At 74.4% G+C, this 15,167-nt stretch carries 19 protein-coding genes; 9 read left to right on the forward strand and 10 right to left on the reverse strand.

Annotation, left to right across the window (positions count from 1 at the left end; translation table 11 throughout):
* From bioD to bioB, 3 genes are all read right to left on the reverse strand, one after another.
* The coding region (gene bioD, locus G5C65_RS16175) for a dethiobiotin synthase (RefSeq protein WP_338146437.1) at positions 1-556 on the reverse strand (556 nt) is incomplete at its 3' end.
* The gene (locus G5C65_RS16180) at positions 553-1,872 is read right to left on the reverse strand and encodes an adenosylmethionine--8-amino-7-oxononanoate transaminase (RefSeq protein ID WP_165299544.1); all 1,320 of its coding nucleotides are present in this window, start codon (positions 1,870-1,872) and stop codon (positions 553-555) included. The genes G5C65_RS16180 and bioD, both read right to left, overlap by 4 nt.
* On the reverse strand, positions 1,865-2,926 hold the full coding sequence (bioB, locus tag G5C65_RS16185; RefSeq protein ID WP_165299545.1) for a biotin synthase BioB: 1,062 nt from the start codon (positions 2,924-2,926) through the stop codon (positions 1,865-1,867). The genes G5C65_RS16180 and bioB overlap by 8 nt, the downstream gene beginning before the upstream one ends.
* A 153-nt stretch (positions 2,927-3,079) precedes the next feature.
* Here bioB and G5C65_RS16190 point away from each other — a divergent pair, with 153 nt between their 5' ends.
* The gene (locus tag G5C65_RS16190) at positions 3,080-4,273 is read left to right on the forward strand and encodes an 8-amino-7-oxononanoate synthase (protein WP_165299546.1); all 1,194 of its coding nucleotides are present in this window, start codon (positions 3,080-3,082) and stop codon (positions 4,271-4,273) included.
* On the opposite strand, the gene G5C65_RS16195 is transcribed toward G5C65_RS16190, so the two are convergent.
* Both G5C65_RS16195 and G5C65_RS16200 read right to left on the reverse strand, forming a co-directional pair.
* Positions 4,245-4,490 (reverse strand): DUF397 domain-containing protein, encoded by a 246-nt coding sequence (locus G5C65_RS16195; protein ID WP_165299547.1) that lies wholly within the window; start codon positions 4,488-4,490, stop codon positions 4,245-4,247. The two genes, G5C65_RS16190 and G5C65_RS16195, sit on opposite strands and share 29 nt — an antisense overlap.
* Before the next feature lie 11 nt (positions 4,491-4,501).
* Positions 4,502-5,446 (reverse strand): helix-turn-helix domain-containing protein, encoded by a 945-nt coding sequence (locus tag G5C65_RS16200; protein ID WP_165299548.1) that lies wholly within the window; start codon positions 5,444-5,446, stop codon positions 4,502-4,504.
* Between the two features lie 286 nt (positions 5,447-5,732).
* Between G5C65_RS16200 and G5C65_RS16205 the strand changes: the two genes are divergently transcribed.
* Positions 5,733-6,164: an ATP-binding protein gene (locus G5C65_RS16205; protein ID WP_165299549.1), complete on the forward strand. Its 432-nt coding sequence runs from the start codon at positions 5,733-5,735 to the stop codon at positions 6,162-6,164.
* A gap of 91 nt (positions 6,165-6,255) precedes the next feature.
* Here the strand turns inward: G5C65_RS16205 and G5C65_RS16210 are convergent, their stop codons facing one another.
* The 3 genes from G5C65_RS16210 to G5C65_RS16220 form a co-directional block, all read right to left on the reverse strand.
* Positions 6,256-6,474 carry a hypothetical protein gene (locus tag G5C65_RS16210; protein ID WP_165299550.1) on the reverse strand — a complete coding sequence of 73 codons (219 nt, stop codon included), beginning with the start codon at positions 6,472-6,474 and terminating at the stop codon, positions 6,256-6,258.
* A 312-nt stretch (positions 6,475-6,786) separates the two neighbouring features.
* The gene (locus tag G5C65_RS16215; protein WP_165299560.1) at positions 6,787-7,101 is read right to left on the reverse strand and encodes a hypothetical protein; all 315 of its coding nucleotides are present in this window, start codon (positions 7,099-7,101) and stop codon (positions 6,787-6,789) included.
* A gap of 5 nt (positions 7,102-7,106) precedes the next feature.
* Entirely contained in the window at positions 7,107-7,748 is a 642-nt protein-coding gene (locus G5C65_RS16220; protein WP_165299551.1) for an ATP-dependent Clp protease proteolytic subunit, read from the reverse strand.
* A 55-nt stretch (positions 7,749-7,803) separates the two neighbouring features.
* Here G5C65_RS16220 and G5C65_RS16225 point away from each other — a divergent pair, with 55 nt between their 5' ends.
* A complete protein-coding gene (locus tag G5C65_RS16225; RefSeq protein ID WP_165299552.1) occupies positions 7,804-8,091 on the forward strand; it encodes a type II toxin-antitoxin system Phd/YefM family antitoxin in 288 nt (95 codons plus the stop codon).
* Positions 8,092-8,160: 69 nt separating this feature from the next.
* Here G5C65_RS16225 and G5C65_RS16230 read toward each other — a convergent pair whose 3' ends face one another.
* The gene (locus G5C65_RS16230; RefSeq protein ID WP_420903322.1) at positions 8,161-9,123 is read right to left on the reverse strand and encodes a M28 family metallopeptidase; all 963 of its coding nucleotides are present in this window, start codon (positions 9,121-9,123) and stop codon (positions 8,161-8,163) included.
* Between the two features lie 228 nt (positions 9,124-9,351).
* Positions 9,352-10,383 (reverse strand): ABC transporter permease, encoded by a 1,032-nt coding sequence (locus G5C65_RS16235; protein WP_241265830.1) that lies wholly within the window; start codon positions 10,381-10,383, stop codon positions 9,352-9,354.
* A 105-nt stretch (positions 10,384-10,488) separates the two neighbouring features.
* Between G5C65_RS16235 and G5C65_RS16240 the strand changes: the two genes are divergently transcribed.
* The 6 genes from G5C65_RS16240 to ureG all read left to right on the forward strand — a co-directional run bounded on the left by G5C65_RS16240 (position 10,489) and on the right by ureG (position 15,144).
* Positions 10,489-11,136, forward strand: a complete 648-nt coding sequence (locus tag G5C65_RS16240; protein WP_165299553.1) for a TetR/AcrR family transcriptional regulator — start codon at positions 10,489-10,491, stop codon at positions 11,134-11,136.
* A 165-nt stretch (positions 11,137-11,301) separates the two neighbouring features.
* A complete protein-coding gene (locus G5C65_RS16245; protein WP_165299554.1) occupies positions 11,302-11,604 on the forward strand; it encodes an urease subunit gamma in 303 nt (100 codons plus the stop codon).
* 19 nt (positions 11,605-11,623) lie between these two features.
* Positions 11,624-11,935, forward strand: a complete 312-nt coding sequence (locus G5C65_RS16250) for an urease subunit beta (protein ID WP_165299555.1) — start codon at positions 11,624-11,626, stop codon at positions 11,933-11,935.
* Entirely contained in the window at positions 11,928-13,649 is a 1,722-nt protein-coding gene (locus G5C65_RS16255; RefSeq protein WP_165299556.1) for an urease subunit alpha, read from the forward strand. Before G5C65_RS16250 ends, G5C65_RS16255 begins: the two co-directional genes overlap by 8 nt.
* Positions 13,650-13,741: 92 nt before the next feature.
* Positions 13,742-14,410, forward strand: coding sequence for an urease accessory protein UreF (locus G5C65_RS16260; protein WP_165299557.1), 669 nt, complete (start codon positions 13,742-13,744; stop codon positions 14,408-14,410).
* A 26-nt stretch (positions 14,411-14,436) separates the two neighbouring features.
* Complete coding sequence (gene ureG, locus G5C65_RS16265) at positions 14,437-15,144, forward strand: urease accessory protein UreG (RefSeq protein ID WP_165299558.1); 708 nt, start codon at positions 14,437-14,439, stop codon at positions 15,142-15,144.
* The last annotated feature ends 23 nt before the right edge of the window (positions 15,145-15,167 follow it).

Raw genomic sequence — 15,167 nt, forward strand, 5'->3', positions numbered from 1 at the left:
CCACCACCCCCGCGCCCCGCAGTCCCCGGGCGCGCAGCGCCTCGCCGGTCAGCGCCGTGGCGTTGAGCGTGCCCAGCCCGGGTTCCGCCACCACCAGCACCGGCGCCGCCAGCAGCCGTGCCGCGTCGGCCAGCGTCGAGCCGGCCGCGTCGAACCGCACCAGCAGCCCGCCCGCGCCCTCGACGAGGACGAGGTCGTGCGCGGCGGCCAGCTTGCGGGCCGCCGCCTCGATCTCGTCCGGCGTCACCCCGGGCAGCCCGGCGCGTTGCGCCGCCGTGGCGGGCGCCAGCGGCTCGGGGTAGCGGGCGACCTCCGCCGCCGTCACGGCGGGGCCCGCCAGCCGCGCGGCCTCCGCCGCGTCGCCGGGCTCGTCCGGGGCCACGCCCGTCTGCGCGGCCTTGAGCACGGCCACCGAGCGGCCGGCGCGTGCCGCGCAGGCGGCGAGCGCGGCCGTGGTCACCGTCTTGCCGATCTCCGTGCCCGTTCCCGAGACGACGAGCACTCCCTCGGGCCCGTTCACCGCCACCTCTCGCGCCCCGCCCGCCGCGCCGCTCACGCGACCTCCGCCGCAGCGCGCATCGCGGCGGTGATCCGCGCCACGTCCGCTTCGCCGGTCACATAGGGCGGCATCGTGTAGATCATGTCGCGGAACGGCCGCAGCCACACCCCCGCCCGGACGGCGGCCCGCGTCGCCGCCGCCACATCCACCTCGTGGTCGAGCTGGACGACGCCGATCGCGCCCAGCGTCCGCACCTCGCGGACGCCCGGGAGCCCGGCCGCCGGTGCGAGCCCGTTCCGCAGGCCGCGCTCGATCCGGCGTACCGCGCCCGCCCAGTCCTGCGCGCACAGCAGCTCCACCGAGGCGTACGCCACGGCCGTCGCGAGCGGGTTGCCCATGAACGTCGGCCCGTGGGCCAGCACCGGGACCTCGCCGCGCGCGATCCCCTGGGCCACCCGCGGTGTGCACAGCGTCGCCGCCAGCGTCAGATAGCCGCCGGTCAGCGCCTTGCCCAGGCACAGCACATCAGGGGTGACCCCGGCGTGCTCCGCCGCGAACAGCGCTCCGGTGCGCCCGAATCCGGTGGCGATCTCGTCCAGGACCAGCAGCACCCCGTACTCGTCGCACAGCTCGCGCAGCGCCCGTACGTACCCGGGGGAGTGGAAGCGCATGCCGCCCGCGCCCTGCACCACCGGCTCCACGATCGCGGCGGCCAGCTCCCCCGCGTGCCGCTCGAACAGCGCGCGCAGCGACGCGAGGTAGCCCGCGTCCGGCTCCGCTTCGAAGCCGGGCGGCGGCGGCTCGGCGAAGACCTGGCGGGGCAGGGCCCCGGACCACAGCTGGTGCATCCCGCCGTCCGGGTCGCACACCGACATCGGGTGCCAGGTGTCGCCGTGGTAACCGCCGCGCCAGGTCAGCATCCGTCGCTTCTCGGGCCGCCCGGCCGAGCGCCAGTACTGCAGGCACATCTTGACCGCGACCTCCACGGACACCGAGCCCGAGTCGGCGAGGAAGACGTGCTCCAGACCGCCGGGGGCGAGGTCCGCGAGCAGCTTCGCGAGGCGCACGGCGGGCTCGTGGGTGAGGCCGCCGAACATGACGTGGCTCATCCTGCCGAGCTGCTCGGTGGCCGCGGCGTTGAGCACCGGGTGGTTGTAGCCGTGGATGGCCGACCACCACGAGGACATGCCGTCGACCAGCTCCCGCTGCCCGTACGCCGGTTCGGCCAGCCGCAGCCGCACGCCCGAGGCGGACTCCACCGGCAGCGGCTCGGCCGTGCCCGGCATCGGCCCGTACGGGTGCCACACATGCTGTCGGTCCAGGGCCAGCAGCTCGTCCGGCGCGAGCGGCGCGGCGCGTGCGGGCTCAGGCATTGGGCGGCAGCTCCGTGCCCGCGCCCCGGCGGCGCACCGCGACCGTCTCGCGCCGGTGGTCCGGCAGCGTGGCGGTCCCGGCGCCCTCCACCTCGAAGCCCGCGTCCGCGATCATGTCGAGGTCGGCCTTGCCCTCCTGGCCCTCGCTGGTCAGATAGTCGCCGAGGAAGAGGGAGTTGGCCAGGTGCAGCGCGAGCGGCTGCAGGGTGCGCAGATGGATCTCGCGGCCGCCCGCCAGCCGCACCTCGGCGTCCGGGTGGACGAACCGCACCATCGCCAGGATCCGCAGCGCCCGCTGCGGCGTGAGGTTCCAGTCCTCGCCCAGCGGGGTGCCCTCGAACGGGATCAGGAAGTTGACCGGGACCGAGTCCACGTCCAGCTCCCGCAGCGCGAACACCACGTCCACCAGGTCGCCGTCCGACTCGCCCATCCCGGCGATCAGCCCGGAGCAGGGGGAGAGCCCGGCGGCCTGCGCCTGCCGCACCGTCTCGACCCGGTCGGAGAAGTCATGGGTGGTGCAGATGTCGCCGTAGGTGCCCTCGGAGGTGTTGAGGTTGTGGTTGTACGCGTCGGCGCCCGCCTCGCGCAGCCGCTCCGCCTGCCCGTCGGAGAGCAGCCCGAAGCAGGCGCACACCTCCACGCCCTCGTTCCCGGACTTGACGGCCGCGATGGTCTCGGCGACGCGCTCCACATCGCGGTCGGTCGGGCCGCGTCCGCTGGCGACCAGGCACACCCGCTTGGCGCCCCCGGCGACCCCGGCACGGGCGGTCTCGGCCGCCTCCTCGGGCTTGAGCCAGGTGTACTTGAGGATCCCGGCCTCGGAGCCGAGCCGCTGGGAGCAGTAGGTGCAGTCCTCGGGGCACAGCCCGGACTTGAGGTTGACCAGGTAGTTCAGCTTCACTCGGCGCCCGAACCAGCGGCGGCGCACCTTCCCGGCGGCCGCCACCACATCCAGCAGCTCGTCGTCGGAGGTCCCCAGCACGGCCAGTGCTTCCGCACGCGTCGGCGGCTCGCGCCGCAGACCCTTGTCCACGAGTGTCGTCAGCAGATCCATGGCAGAGATCCTGCTCGATGAAGCCGCCCGGAAGAAATGGAGAACCCCTACAACACCGCCTCGGGGCACTGTGGGCTTTGCAACATTCTGACCTCGCGACCGGCGCGATAACGTCTATGCACTGTCTACAAACCTCAGTCAGGGAGCGGCGCCATGGGAGAGGACAGCCGGGAGCACCGCGAGGCCGGACCGGACGGCGGCAGCCCGTTCGGTTGGACGGCGGCCGCGCTGCGGGCCCGCGAGGAGGCGGGGCTGCTGCGGACGCTGCGCCCGCGCCCCGCCGCCTGGCCCCTGCTGGACCTCGCGGGCAACGACTACCTCGGGCTCTCCCGGCACCCCGAGGTCACCGGCGCCGCTGCCGATGCCGCGCGGCGCTGGGGCGCGGGCTCCGGCGGCTCCCGCCTGGTGACCGGCTCCACCGAACTGCATGCCGAGCTGGAGGCGGAACTGGCCGCGTTCTGCGGCTTCGAGGACGCGCTGGTGTTCTCCTCCGGCTACACCGCCAACCTCGCCGCGGTCACCGCGCTGAGCGGCCACGGCGGTCTGATCGTCTCGGACGCGGGCAACCACGCCTCGCTGATCGACGGCTGCCGGCTGTCGCGCGCCCGTACCGCCGTCGCCGCGCACGCCGATCCCGGTGCCGTACGCAAGGAGTTCGCGGCCCACCAGGGCGATGGGCCGGTGCTGGCCGTGACCGACTCGGTCTTCTCCGTGGACGGCGACGCCGCGCCGCTCGCCGGGCTCGCCGCGGTGTGCCGTACGGCGGGCGCCGGGCTGCTGATCGACGACGCGCACGGCCTGGGCGTCGTCGGCGAGGGCGGGCGCGGAGCCCCGCACGCGGCCGGGCTGTCCGGCCGGGCCGGCACCGTGGTCACGGTCACCCTCTCCAAGGCGCTGGGCAGCCAGGGCGGCGCGGTGCTCGGCCCGGCACCGGTGATCGCCCATCTGGTCAACACCGCGCGGACGTTCATCTTCGACACCGGGCTCGCGCCCGCCGCCGCCGGTGCCGCGCTCGCGGCGCTGCGGCTGCTGCGCCGCGAACCGGAGCGGGCGGCGCGCACCCGCGCGGCGGCCACCGCGCTGCACACGCGGCTCACGGCGGCCGGTCTGGACGCCACCCGCCCGGACGCCGCCGTGGTCTCGGTGCGTGCGCCGTCCCCGGACGCCGCCGTCCGCTGGGCCGCCGACTGCCGCGGGGCGGGGCTGGTCGTGGGCTGTTTCCGCCCGCCGTCCGTGCCGGACGGGGTCTCCCGGCTGCGGCTGACGGTGCGCGGCGACCTGACGGAGGGCCGGCTTGCCGCCGCGGCGGACACGGTGATCAGGACCGCGCCGCCGCCCCCGGCGTAGTCCGGCCTCCGGCGGATCCTGCTGGCTCGGGGCCCCGCGGGGCGCCCACCGCCGCGAGGAAGGACGTCCACGCGCCGCTCCGGAAGAGCAGGACGCCCCGGCCGATGTCCTTGCTGTCCCGTACCGCGAGCCGGCCGTCGGCCCGGCGGCCGGTCTCCACGCAGTTGTTGGCGCCCGTGCTGTAGCTGCTGCGCTGCCAGTGGGGGTGGTCACGCATGGCGTGTCTCCTCAGGTGCTCTCGGCCGCCCCGGCGATGAACGCCAGGGAGTCGTCGTACGACAGGGCATGAGCCCGCAGCGCGTCGAACGCGGTGGCATATGCCCGGAGTTCGTCGCTTTCCTCCAGATAGAGGCTACTCGTCAAATGGTCGAGAACAACCACGTCGAGATCAGAAATGCTCGAAAAGGAGAAAATAACGAAAGGGCCGGTGACTCCGATGTGCACGCCGCTGGCGAACGGCAGCACCTGGAGCCGCACATGCGGCAGCTCGGCGGCCTGCTGCAGCGCCCGCAGCTGGGCCCGCATCACCCCGCGCCCGCCGACCTCGCGCCGCAGCACCGCCTCGTCCAGCACCGCGTCCAGCCGCAGCGGCGGCCCGCGCCGCAGCACGTCCTGCCGCGCGGCCCGCACCTCGACCAGCGAGTCGATCCGGCTGGGCGGAACGGCCCCGCCCAGCGCGGCGCGGGTCACCTCGCGCGCGTACGCCTCCGTCTGCAGCAGCCCCGGCACCACCGTCGTCTCCAGGGTCCGCTCCCGCACCGCGTCGGACTCCAGCGAGATGAAGTCCCGGTAGGCGGGCGGCAGCAGCTCCCGGTACGCGTGCCACCAGCCGCGCCGCGCGCCCTCCGCCGCGCGACCGGGACCAGGGCCGGGGCCAGAGCCGGGGCCGGGGCCGGGGCCGGAACCCGGCCCCGCCGCGCCGCCGTACGCGTCCGCGCCGGCCAGCGCCGTCAGCAGCTCCCGCAGCGAGCGGTCGCTCACCCCGTACGCGTCCAGCAGCAGGGCGAGATCGGCGGGCTTCACCCCGCTGCGCCCCGTCTCGATCCGGCTCACCTTCGACTGGTGCCAGCCCACCAGCCGCGCCGCCTCCCGGCTCGTCACCCTCGCCCCGGCCCGCAGTCGCCGCAGCTCGGCGCCGAGCTTCCGGCGCCGTACCGCAGGAGCGTGTCGCATCGTCCGCTTCCCTCCGCACACCTCCGCCCGGCCGGCGGAGCTACCTCATCGCGTCCCCTGCCCCGGAACCGATACGCCACCTTGGCGGCCAAATATGCGCTGCTGCTGCAGAGTTCACCGCTTTGAGCGACAGATATATGCACATCCCGGAGGATCGGCCGCATCGCGCTCCGGGGAATGGCAGTCTGGCGCGGAGCAGCGATCCGTGGGCCGTTCCGTCTCCCCCCCCCGCAGCGCCCCACCGCGTGACGGAGCAGGACCCCGGCGGGAAAGGGACGGCCTCGCCATGGCAGACCACCAGGAAGCAACCATCACCCTGCCGAGCGCTCCGGCCTCGGTCACCGCGGCTCGGAGATACGTCACCTGGGTTCTCGCCGAGTGGGGCATGCCGGACGGCTCCGACGCCGCCGACGCGATCCGGCTCATCGTCTCGGAGCTGGCCACCAACGCCGTTCAGCACACCAGCGACCAGTCCCCGACCTTCACCGTCGATGTCCGCCTGGAGCACGCCGAGCGGCTCCGCGTCGGCGTCACCGACAGCCATCCGCGCCGCCCCCGGCGCCTCCCCGCCGCCGTGCAGCAGGACAACGGCCGCGGCATGGTCATCATCCGGACCCTCACCGCAGAGTCGGGCGGCGAGCTGACCGTCACCCCCGCACCGGACGGCGGCAAGACCATCTGGGTGGCCCTGCCCTGGCTGCCCGTCGCCGCGCCCTGACGGCCCGCAGGGGCCGCCCGGACGCATCCGGACGGCCCCTGCCGCGCACAGTCCCGCACCGGGTGCGGGCGCCGCGTCGTGTCGTGCCGCGTCAGCCGAGCTTGCTCCGGCACGCCAGGTGCGCCATGAGGTCGCCGATCCCCTGCTGCTTGAGCGCGGCCCGGCACTTGAGATACGCGTCGAGGTCGGCCGGTGCGGACACGCTCTCCGTGTCCCGGGGCTCCGGCGAGCGGTCCAGGGCGACGGCGGGAGTGGCGAGTGCGGCGGAGAGCGCGACCGCGCACGCGGCGGCGGCAGTGAGACGGCGCATGGGAGAACCCTTCTGTGGTGATCGGTTGCGGATACGGCACCGGTCGGCCGGTGCCCACAGCACGACGATCACCCGCGCCTGAGGGCGCGGCCATCGGTCCTGGTCCATTCGAGTCCGGATTCACCCGGCGCGGGGAGGGCGGCTGAGCAGTACCTCCGCGCCGACCGGGCAGCCTGGGCCGCGTCCGGCGGACTCGCTGGGCCGGGGCTGCCCCGTGCTGTCGCGTCGCAGGGTGCGGGTGCTCTGTGGCGGGTCGCGCAGTTCCCCGCGCCCCCGACGGGGCGCGGGCCGTGGACACCGCCCGCGCAGCCCTCAGCTTTCGGGGCCGTCCTGGGGCGGCAGGGCCACCAGCCGGGCGCGGCGCTCGCCGTCCAGCACCCGCAGGGCCCGCGCGAGGGTGTCCGCGTGCACCTCGCTCTCGCCGCGCTCGTGCATCAGCGTGAGCGCGTCCCGCAGCGCCGTGGCGCGCCCCACCAGCGCCTGGGCCGCCCGCAGCCCGCTGTAGGTGTCGAGGCCGCGGGCCGGGTTGATCCGCCCGAGCAGGTCCAGCACCTCCAGGTACGCGTCCACAACCTCGCCCTCCGCGCGGGTCAGCGCGGGCAGCGGCGGCAGTTCGGGCGGCAGCACGGCACTCACCGCCGGGAGTGCGCGGCGGACGCGCCCTTGCGGTCGGCGGTCAGCCGGTCGACCAGCCCGTAGGCGACGGCTTCCTCGGCCCGGAAGACCGTCTCGCGCTCGATGTCGGCGCTGATCCGGTTCCGCGGCTGGCCGGTGTGCCGCATATACAGCTCCTCCAGGCGCTCGCGGGTCCGCAGCAGCTCCCGCGCCTGGATCTCCAGATCCGCGGCCTGGCCGCGGACCGGCTCGTCGAACGCGGGCTGGTGGATCACGATCCGCGCCCCGGGCAGCGCGAGCCGTTTGCCCGGCGTCCCGGCGGCCAGCAGCACCGAGGCCGCGGAGACGGCCTGCCCCAGGCAGACCGTCTCCACGTCGCAGCTCACGAACCGCATCGTGTCGTAGATCGCGCTCATCGCGGTGAACGAGCCGCCGGGGGAGTTGATGTAGAGGGAGATGTCCCGGTCGGGTGCGGCGTGCTCCAGATGGACGAACTGGGCCAGCACGTCGCTCGCCGTGGTGTCGTCGATCGGGGTGCCCAGGAAGACGATCCGTTCGTCCAGCAGCTTGGCGTACGGATCCATCTGGCGCAGGCCGCTGCTGGACCGCTCGGTGAACTCCGGCAGCACATAACGGGATTCGGGCCGGATCGCCGACATCGCTCCCCGCCTTCCGTGAGAAATGTACAGGACGTACAGAACGTATGCTGGGAGCATGGCTTACGAGATTCCGGTGACGCAAGCCCGTGCTGAGCTCGCCGACCTCATCAACCGTGTCGTCTACGGCGGCGAGCGCGTCGTGGTGACGCGCCACGGCAAGCCCCTCGTGGGCCTGGTGTCGGCCGCTGACCTGGAACGGCTGGAGGGGGAGGGGGCCGCGGAGCAGGAGGGGGTCATCAGCACCGTCTCCGCGACGCGGCCGCTCGGGTCCGCTGCGGGCGAACGCGGCGGGCGCCGCTTCGGGATCGCGGCGGAGCATCGGGAGCCCGGCCAGGGAGGGTGAACCCGTCCCCGAAGGGCCGCGCCCCGGCGGGGGCGCGGCCCGCTGCCGGGTGACCCGGCGTCAGGGGCTTCAGCCGCTCAGGGTCCACATCGCGTGCGCGATGGCGTCGGTGTTCACATCAAGGGCCCGCTCGTTGATGTTCGACGTGGTGTCGCACGACGCGTGGTAGCACCGGTCGAAGGGCTGGCCCGCCGTGCCGCCCCACTTCTGCGCCTGTGACCAGTTCTTGATGCCTTCGGCGCCGGAGAAGGTGCCGCCGACCGTGACGCCCGCGCGGGCGAACGACGCGTGGTCGCTGCGCCCGCCGACCGAGGTGTACTCGGTCTCGATGCCCTGCGAGCGGTACCAGTCGGTGAACACCCGGGAGATCGTCGGGTTGTCCTGGTAGACGAAGTAGCCGGGGTTCGGGGAGCCCACCATGTCGAAGTTGAGGTAGGCGCTGATCTGGCTCAGCTCGGTGCGGGACAGGCTGGCGACGTACCGCTGCGAGCCGATCAGCCCCAGCTCCTCCGCGTCCCACCAGCCGAACCGCAGATGGTCGTTGGGCTGCAGGTCGGCCCGCGCCACGGCGAGCGCCGTCTCCAGTATCGCGGCCGAGCCGGAGCCGTTGTCGTTGATGCCGGGGCCGCGGGTGACCGAGTCCAGGTGGGATCCGGCCATCAGGGTCTGGCCGGAGGACCCGCCCTTCGGCCAGTCGGCGATCAGGTTGTAGCCGGTCCGGCCGCCGTAGCTGAACTGGTGGATCTTCGTGTCGAACCCGGCCTGGTCCAGCTTGCCCTTCATGTAGTTCAGGGAGGCGCGGTAGCCGGAGCCGCCGAAGGCCCGGTTGCCGCCGTTGGCGCTGGCGGCGGACTGGAGTTCCCTGAGGTGCTGCTGGACATTGGCGACCGGGATGTCCGGCGCGTCGGCGCGCGGTGCCGCGCCGGTCTGCCCCGCGGCCTGTGCTCCGGTCGCGCCCAGCAGGGCGGCGGCGAGCGCGGTGCTGGCCAGGGCGGCGCAGGCGGCACGGCGCTGATGTCTGAGTCTCTGTATCACGGTGGGGCTCCGATGCTCTGAGTGATGGGGGGTCGCACGGGAGCGGCGACGCGGCCACGCGTGGGGGCGTGGCCGTCCTGTGGGGCGCGGTATGCGCGGGATGAGAGTCCTGCTCTGACGCGGCCGCGTCAAGAGCGCATACCGGACACGTCGTCGCGAGCATCGGAGTCGGGGGCGCAGGGCATGTCCGGCCGGCCCTGGCGCCCCGCAAGGGAGCTCGTGTCCCTAGCGGCCGGCGAGGGCGGAAGCGGAGGACCCGGCGCGCACCGCTTCCGGGCCGTCCCCGCTCTCCTTGCGCAGCCCGCCGACGGTCACCGCGAGCAGGCCCAGGACCGCCCACACCGTGAGCACCAGGACGGGTGTGTCGACGGCGTGCCCGTCGAAGAACGCCACGGAGCGCACCAGCGTTCCGCCGGCGCCGGGCGGCAGCAGCTGGCCGATGGCGCCCATCGGCTCCGGCAGCATCTCCGGTGCGGAGGACACCCCCGAGTTCGGGTTCCCCAGCAGCACTATGAGCAGGGCCCCCAGGCCGATGCCCGGCGTGCCGATGAGCGCGGCCAGCCCGGCGACCGCCGCGCCCACCGCGAGTGAGGTGAGGCCGATCGCCGCCGCCTCCGCCCACCAGTTCCCGGTCAGCACCCCGAGCCAGCTGTGCGCGAGCGCCGCGCCCACGACGCCGACGAGCGCGGCGGTGGCCAGCAGGGTGCCGACGGCCCGCGTCCCGCGCAGCCGCAGCAGCGTGACCAGCGCCCCGCCGGCGAGCCCGCTGAGGGCCAGCGGCAGCACGCTCGCGCTTAGCGCCGCGCCGCGCGGGTCGTCGGGGGAGGCGGCCACCACGTCGTCCACCGGTACCTTCCCGCCGTCCGGGGCCATGGTGGCGGTGGCCTGTTCGAGCAGCTGCGCGACGACCGGTCCCGCTGCGGTGGCGGTGAGCAGCTCGGGGCCCGAGGGCCCGGCGACGACGGCGCCGTAGACCTCGCGCTTCTCGATCGCCTCGCGGGCCTCCGTCTCGTTCGCGTAGGTGCGCAGGTCGAAGGCGCCGGCGCGCTGCTCCAGCGCCGCGCGCACCTGCTCGGTGGCCGCCGGCGGCCCCGCGACGCCCAGCGGCAGGTCGTGCGGCGCGGTGCGGGCGCTGGGCCAGGCGAACGCCCAGAGCGCGAAGGCGACGATCAGCGGCACCAGCGCGATCACGGTGAGCATGCCGCGCCGGGATCCGGTGCGTGCGGAACCCCGGTCGGCGTCTACGGCGGCGGACATGGCGGGCCCTCCAACAGTGAGAGAAGGATCGTTCGTTTTTGTGGCACCAATGTCCCGCCGGTGGGGGTGCTTGTCAAGAAGGAACGTTCGTTTTATGGTCGGGCCATGGCTCGTGTATCCCAGGCCCACCTCGAAGCGCGCCGCCGCCAGATTCTCGACGGCGCCCGCCGCTGCTTTCTGCGCGACGGATTCCACGCCGCCTCGATGCAGGACGTGCTGCGCGAGGCGGGCCTGTCGGCCGGCGCCGTCTACCGCTACTTCCGCAGCAAGGACGAGATCGTCGCGGCGGTCGCGCACGAGGCCCTCGGGGTGGTCCGCGCCGCGCTCGACGCGAAGGCGGAGGCCGAGGAGCCGCCGGCGCCGGACGAGCTGTTCGCCCATGTCTTCGCCGAGCTCCGGGGGCTGATGGGCGCGGGGGAGGACCCGCGGGAGCTCCCCCGGCTGCTGCTGCAGATCTGGAGCGAGGCGCTGCGCAATCCGGAGCTGGCGGAGGTGCTCACGGGGGCCTATGCCCATCTGGCCGGGCAGTGGTCCCGGATCGTCGCGGACTACCAGCGGCGCGGCTGGGTCGACCCGGGCGCCGACCGGGAGAAGGTGGCCCGCACCCTCATCGGCACGGTGCAGGGCTACTTCGTCCAGCAGGCGCTGTTCGGGACCATGTGCCCCGCGGACTTCGAGGAGGGGCTGCGCGCCCTCACGCGGGCGTCCGTGCCCCGCTCCGCGGACGCGGAGAGTGCTGGTTCCGAGCGTTAACTTCAGTGAAACGGCGGGGAAGTAATCCCGGAGTAATAGCTGAGTAATCTCCTGGGATCGACCGGCCCGCCCGTTTCGCATGTGTGATACATCTACTTTGCGAGTGCGTCGCTCCCAGCGACCGGGCCGTGCCGCGCCCGGCGCGACGACTGTGAGGTGGAGGCTATGCAACTGACCCCGCACGAGCAGGAACGGCTGCTCATCCATGTGGCCGCGGACGTCGCCGAGCGGCGCAGGGCGCGCGGGGTGAAGCTCAACCACCCCGAGGCCGTCGCGCTGATCACCGTCCATGTCCTGGAGGGCGCCCGCGACGGCCGCAGCGTCTCCGAGCTGATGGACTCCGGGCGCTCCGTCCTCACCCGCGACGACGTGCTGGACGGCGTCCCCGAGATGATCCCCGACGTGCAGGTCGAGGCCACCTTCCCGGACGGCACCAAGCTCGTCACCGTCCACCAGCCCCTCATCTGACGCGCCGCCAGGAGGCCCCGTGATCCCCGGAGAGATCCGCTTCGCCGCGGACGCCGTCCCGTTCAACGAGGGCGCCGACGCCACCCGGCTGACCGTCCTCAACGCCGCCGACCGCCCCATCCAGGTCGGCTCGCACTACCACTTCGCAGAGGCCAACCCCGGCCTGGAGTTCGACCGCGCCGCGGCGCGCGGCAAGCGCCTCGACATCGCCGCCGGGACCGCCGTCCGCTTCGAGCCCGGCATCCCCGTCGACGTCGCCCTCGTACCCCTCCGCGGCAGGCGCGTCGTCGCCGGGCTCCGCGGCAGCACCCAAGGACCTCTCGATGCCTGAGCTCTCCCGCCCCGCCTACGCCGACCTCTTCGGCCCCACCACCGGTGACCGCGTCCGCCTCGCCGACACCGCGCTCTTCGTCGAGATCGAGGAGGACCGCTCGGGCGGCCCCGGACGCGCGGGCGACGAGGCCGTGTTCGGCGGCGGCAAGGTCATCCGCGAGTCCATGGGCCAGTCCCGCGCCACCCGCGCCGAGGGCACCCCCGACACCGTCATCACCGGCGCCCTCGTCCTGGACCACTGGGGCGTCGTCAAGGCCGACATCGGCATCCGGGACGGCCGGATCACCGCCCTCGGCAAGGCCGGGAACCCCGACACCATGGACGGCGTGCACCCCGACCTCGTCATCGGCCCCGAGACCGAGGTCATCGCGGGCAACGGGAAGATCCTCACCGCCGGCGCCATCGACGCGCACGTCCACTTCGTCTGCCCGCAGCTCGCCGACGAGGCGCTCGCCGCCGGCATCACCACCCTCGTCGGCGGCGGCACCGGACCCGCCGAGGGCTCCAAGGCCACCACCGTCACCCCCGGCCCCTGGCACCTGGCCCGCACCCTGGAGGGCCTGGACGGGATCCCGCTGAACATCGGCCTGCTGGCCAAGGGCAACACCGTCTCCCGCGACGCCATGGTCAGCCAGCTGCGCGGCGGCGCCGTGGGGTTCAAGATCCATGAGGACTGGGGCGCCACCCCGGCCGCCATCGACGCCTGCCTGACCGTCTGCGACGAGACCGGCGCCCAGCTCGCCATCCACACCGACACCCTCAACGAGGCCGGGTTCGTCGGCGACACCCTCGCCGCCATCGCCGGCCGCGGCATCCACGCCTACCACACCGAGGGCGCGGGCGGCGGCCACGCGCCCGACATCATCACCGTGGTCGGCGAGCCCAACGTGCTGCCCTCGTCCACCAACCCCACCCGCCCGCACACCGTCAACACCGTCGAGGAGCACCTCGACATGCTGATGGTCTGCCACCACCTCAACCCGGCCGTCCCCGAGGACCTCGCCTTCGCCGAGTCCCGCATCCGGCCCAGCACGATCGCCGCCGAGGACCTCCTGCACGACCTCGGCGCCATCTCCATCATCTCCTCCGACTCCCAGGCCATGGGCCGGATCGGCGAGGTCGTGCTGCGCACCTGGCAGACGGCGCACGTGATGAAGGAGCGGTACGGCGCCCTGCCGGGCGACGGCCCCGCCGACAACCGCCGCGCCCGCCGCTACGTCGCCAAGTACACCATCAACCCCGCCACCGCCCAGGGCATGGACGCCGAGATCGGCTCCGTCGAGCCCGGAAAACTGGCCGACCTCGTGCTGTGGGACCCCGCGTTCTTCGGCGTCAAGCCGCAGACCGTCCTCAAGGGCGGCCAGATCGCCTATGCGCAGGTCGGCGACGCCAACGCCTCCATCCCCACCCCGCAGCCGGTGCTGCCCCGGCGGATGTTCGGCGCCACGGGCCGCGCCCCGGCGTCCAACTCCGTCAACTTCGTCACCCGCACAGCGCTCGACGACGGGCTGCCCGACCGGCTGCCGCTCGGCAAGCGCTTCGCCGCCGTCACCGACACCCGCCGGGTGACCAAGGCCGACATGCGCGAGAACGACGCCCGCCCCGAGGTGACCGTCGACCCCGACACCTTCACCGTCACGGTCGACGGCGCCGTGGTCGAACCCGCTCCGGCCGCCGAACTGCCCATGGCCCAGCGCTACTTCCTGTTCTGACGACGCGTATCGGGGCCCGGCGGACACCACCGGGCGGCAGGCGCCCCCGCTGCCGCCCGCCGCCCGCCGGGCCCCCGAGGACCGAGGATCCGATGACCCGAGCCGCACTTCTCGTCCTGGCCGACGGCCGCTTCCCCGCGGGCGGCCACGCCCACTCCGGCGGCGCGGAGGCGGCCGTCAGGGCGGGCCGTATCACCGACGCGGCGAGCCTGGCAGCCTTCTGCCGGGGCCGGCTGCACACCGCCGGGCTCACCGCGGCGGGGCTCGCCGCCGCCGCGGCCTGCGGCCAGTACGACCCCCTCGACCTCGACGCCGCCGCCGACGCCCGCACCCCGGCGCCCGCGCTGCGCCGCACCGCGCGCAGGCTGGGCCGGCAGATGATGCGCGCGGCCCGCGCCGCCTGGCCCTCACCCCGGCTCGACGCGCTCGCCGCCGCCCGGCCCAAGGGAGCCCACCAGCCCGTCGTCCTCGGGCTGGCGGCGCACGCCGCCGGACTCGCCCCGCTGGACGCCGCGTACGCCGCCGCGTACGAGAGCGCCGGCGGGCCCGCCACCGCCGCCGTCCGCCTGCTCGGCCTCGACCCGTTCGACGCCACCGCCGTACTCGCCCGGCTCGCCCCCGAGACCGACGCGGTGGCACGCGCCGCCGCCGACGCCGCCCGCACCGGCGATCCGGACGCGCTGCCCGCCGCCTCGGCCCCCCTGCTCGACCTCACCGCCGAAGCCCACGCGACCTGGCCCGTACGCCTCTTCGCCTCGTGACGGCACCGCACCACCCTGGAGGAACCATGCACCTGGACCACGCCACCGCCTTCCCCGAGCGCCACACCCACAGCGCGTCCCCCACCCGTGCGGACGGCACCCGCCGCGCGCTGCGCATCGGGCTGGGCGGCCCCGTCGGCTCCGGCAAGACCGCGACCGTCGCGGCCCTGTGCCGCGAGCTGCGCGAGCACTACTCCCTCGCCGTCGTCACCAACGACATCTACACCCGCGAGGACGCCGCCTTCCTGCTGCGCGAGGCCGTGCTCCCGCCCGAGCGGATCACCGCCGTGGAGACCGGCGCCTGTCCGCACACCGCCATCCGGGACGACATCTCCGCCAACCTCGAAGCCGTCGAGGACCTGGAGGAGGAGACCGGACCGCTCGATCTGATCCTCGTCGAGTCCGGCGGCGACAACCTCACCGCCACCTTCTCCCAGGGCCTCATCGACGCGCAGCTCTTCGTCATCGACGTCGCGGGCGGCGACGACATCCCCCGCAAGGGCGGCCCCGGCATGACCGGCGCCGACCTGCTCGTCATCAACAAGACCGACCTCGCCCCGTACGTCGGCTCCGACCTGGAGGCCATGGCCCGGGACGCCCGGGCCCAGCGCGGCAGCCTGCCCGTCGCCTTCACGGCCCTGAAGCAGGAGGGCGGCGTCGCCCCGGTCGCCGACTGGGTCCGCGACCGGCTGACGGCGTGGCAGCGCAGCGCCCCGGCCCCGACGGCCGCGTGACGGCACCCCCGGCGTCCGGCCCC

Origin of the sequence: Streptomyces boncukensis (assembly GCF_011045075.1) — a bacterium.
Taxonomy (GTDB): domain Bacteria; phylum Actinomycetota; class Actinomycetes; order Streptomycetales; family Streptomycetaceae; genus Streptomyces; species Streptomyces boncukensis.

Excerpts from the sequence above, each read along its gene's own strand:
- G5C65_RS16180 (WP_165299544.1), bottom strand. The coding sequence starts at position 1,872 with ATGCCTGAGCCCGCACGCGCCGCGCCGCTCGCGCCGGACGAGCTGCTG.
- bioB (WP_165299545.1), bottom strand. The coding sequence starts at position 2,926 with ATGGATCTGCTGACGACACTCGTGGACAAGGGTCTGCGGCGCGAGCCG.
- G5C65_RS16190 (WP_165299546.1), top strand. The coding sequence starts at position 3,080 with ATGGGAGAGGACAGCCGGGAGCACCGCGAGGCCGGACCGGACGGCGGC.
- G5C65_RS16195 (WP_165299547.1), bottom strand. The coding sequence starts at position 4,490 with ATGCGTGACCACCCCCACTGGCAGCGCAGCAGCTACAGCACGGGCGCC.
- G5C65_RS16200 (WP_165299548.1), bottom strand. The coding sequence starts at position 5,446 with ATGCGACACGCTCCTGCGGTACGGCGCCGGAAGCTCGGCGCCGAGCTG.
- G5C65_RS16205 (WP_165299549.1), top strand. The coding sequence starts at position 5,733 with ATGGCAGACCACCAGGAAGCAACCATCACCCTGCCGAGCGCTCCGGCC.
- G5C65_RS16210 (WP_165299550.1), bottom strand. The coding sequence starts at position 6,474 with ATGCGCCGTCTCACTGCCGCCGCCGCGTGCGCGGTCGCGCTCTCCGCC.
- G5C65_RS16220 (WP_165299551.1), bottom strand. The coding sequence starts at position 7,748 with ATGTCGGCGATCCGGCCCGAATCCCGTTATGTGCTGCCGGAGTTCACC.
- G5C65_RS16225 (WP_165299552.1), top strand. The coding sequence starts at position 7,804 with ATGGCTTACGAGATTCCGGTGACGCAAGCCCGTGCTGAGCTCGCCGAC.
- G5C65_RS16235 (WP_241265830.1), bottom strand. The coding sequence starts at position 10,383 with ATGTCCGCCGCCGTAGACGCCGACCGGGGTTCCGCACGCACCGGATCC.
- G5C65_RS16240 (WP_165299553.1), top strand. The coding sequence starts at position 10,489 with ATGGCTCGTGTATCCCAGGCCCACCTCGAAGCGCGCCGCCGCCAGATT.
- G5C65_RS16245 (WP_165299554.1), top strand. The coding sequence starts at position 11,302 with ATGCAACTGACCCCGCACGAGCAGGAACGGCTGCTCATCCATGTGGCC.
- G5C65_RS16255 (WP_165299556.1), top strand. The coding sequence starts at position 11,928 with ATGCCTGAGCTCTCCCGCCCCGCCTACGCCGACCTCTTCGGCCCCACC.
- G5C65_RS16260 (WP_165299557.1), top strand. The coding sequence starts at position 13,742 with ATGACCCGAGCCGCACTTCTCGTCCTGGCCGACGGCCGCTTCCCCGCG.
- ureG (WP_165299558.1), top strand. The coding sequence starts at position 14,437 with ATGCACCTGGACCACGCCACCGCCTTCCCCGAGCGCCACACCCACAGC.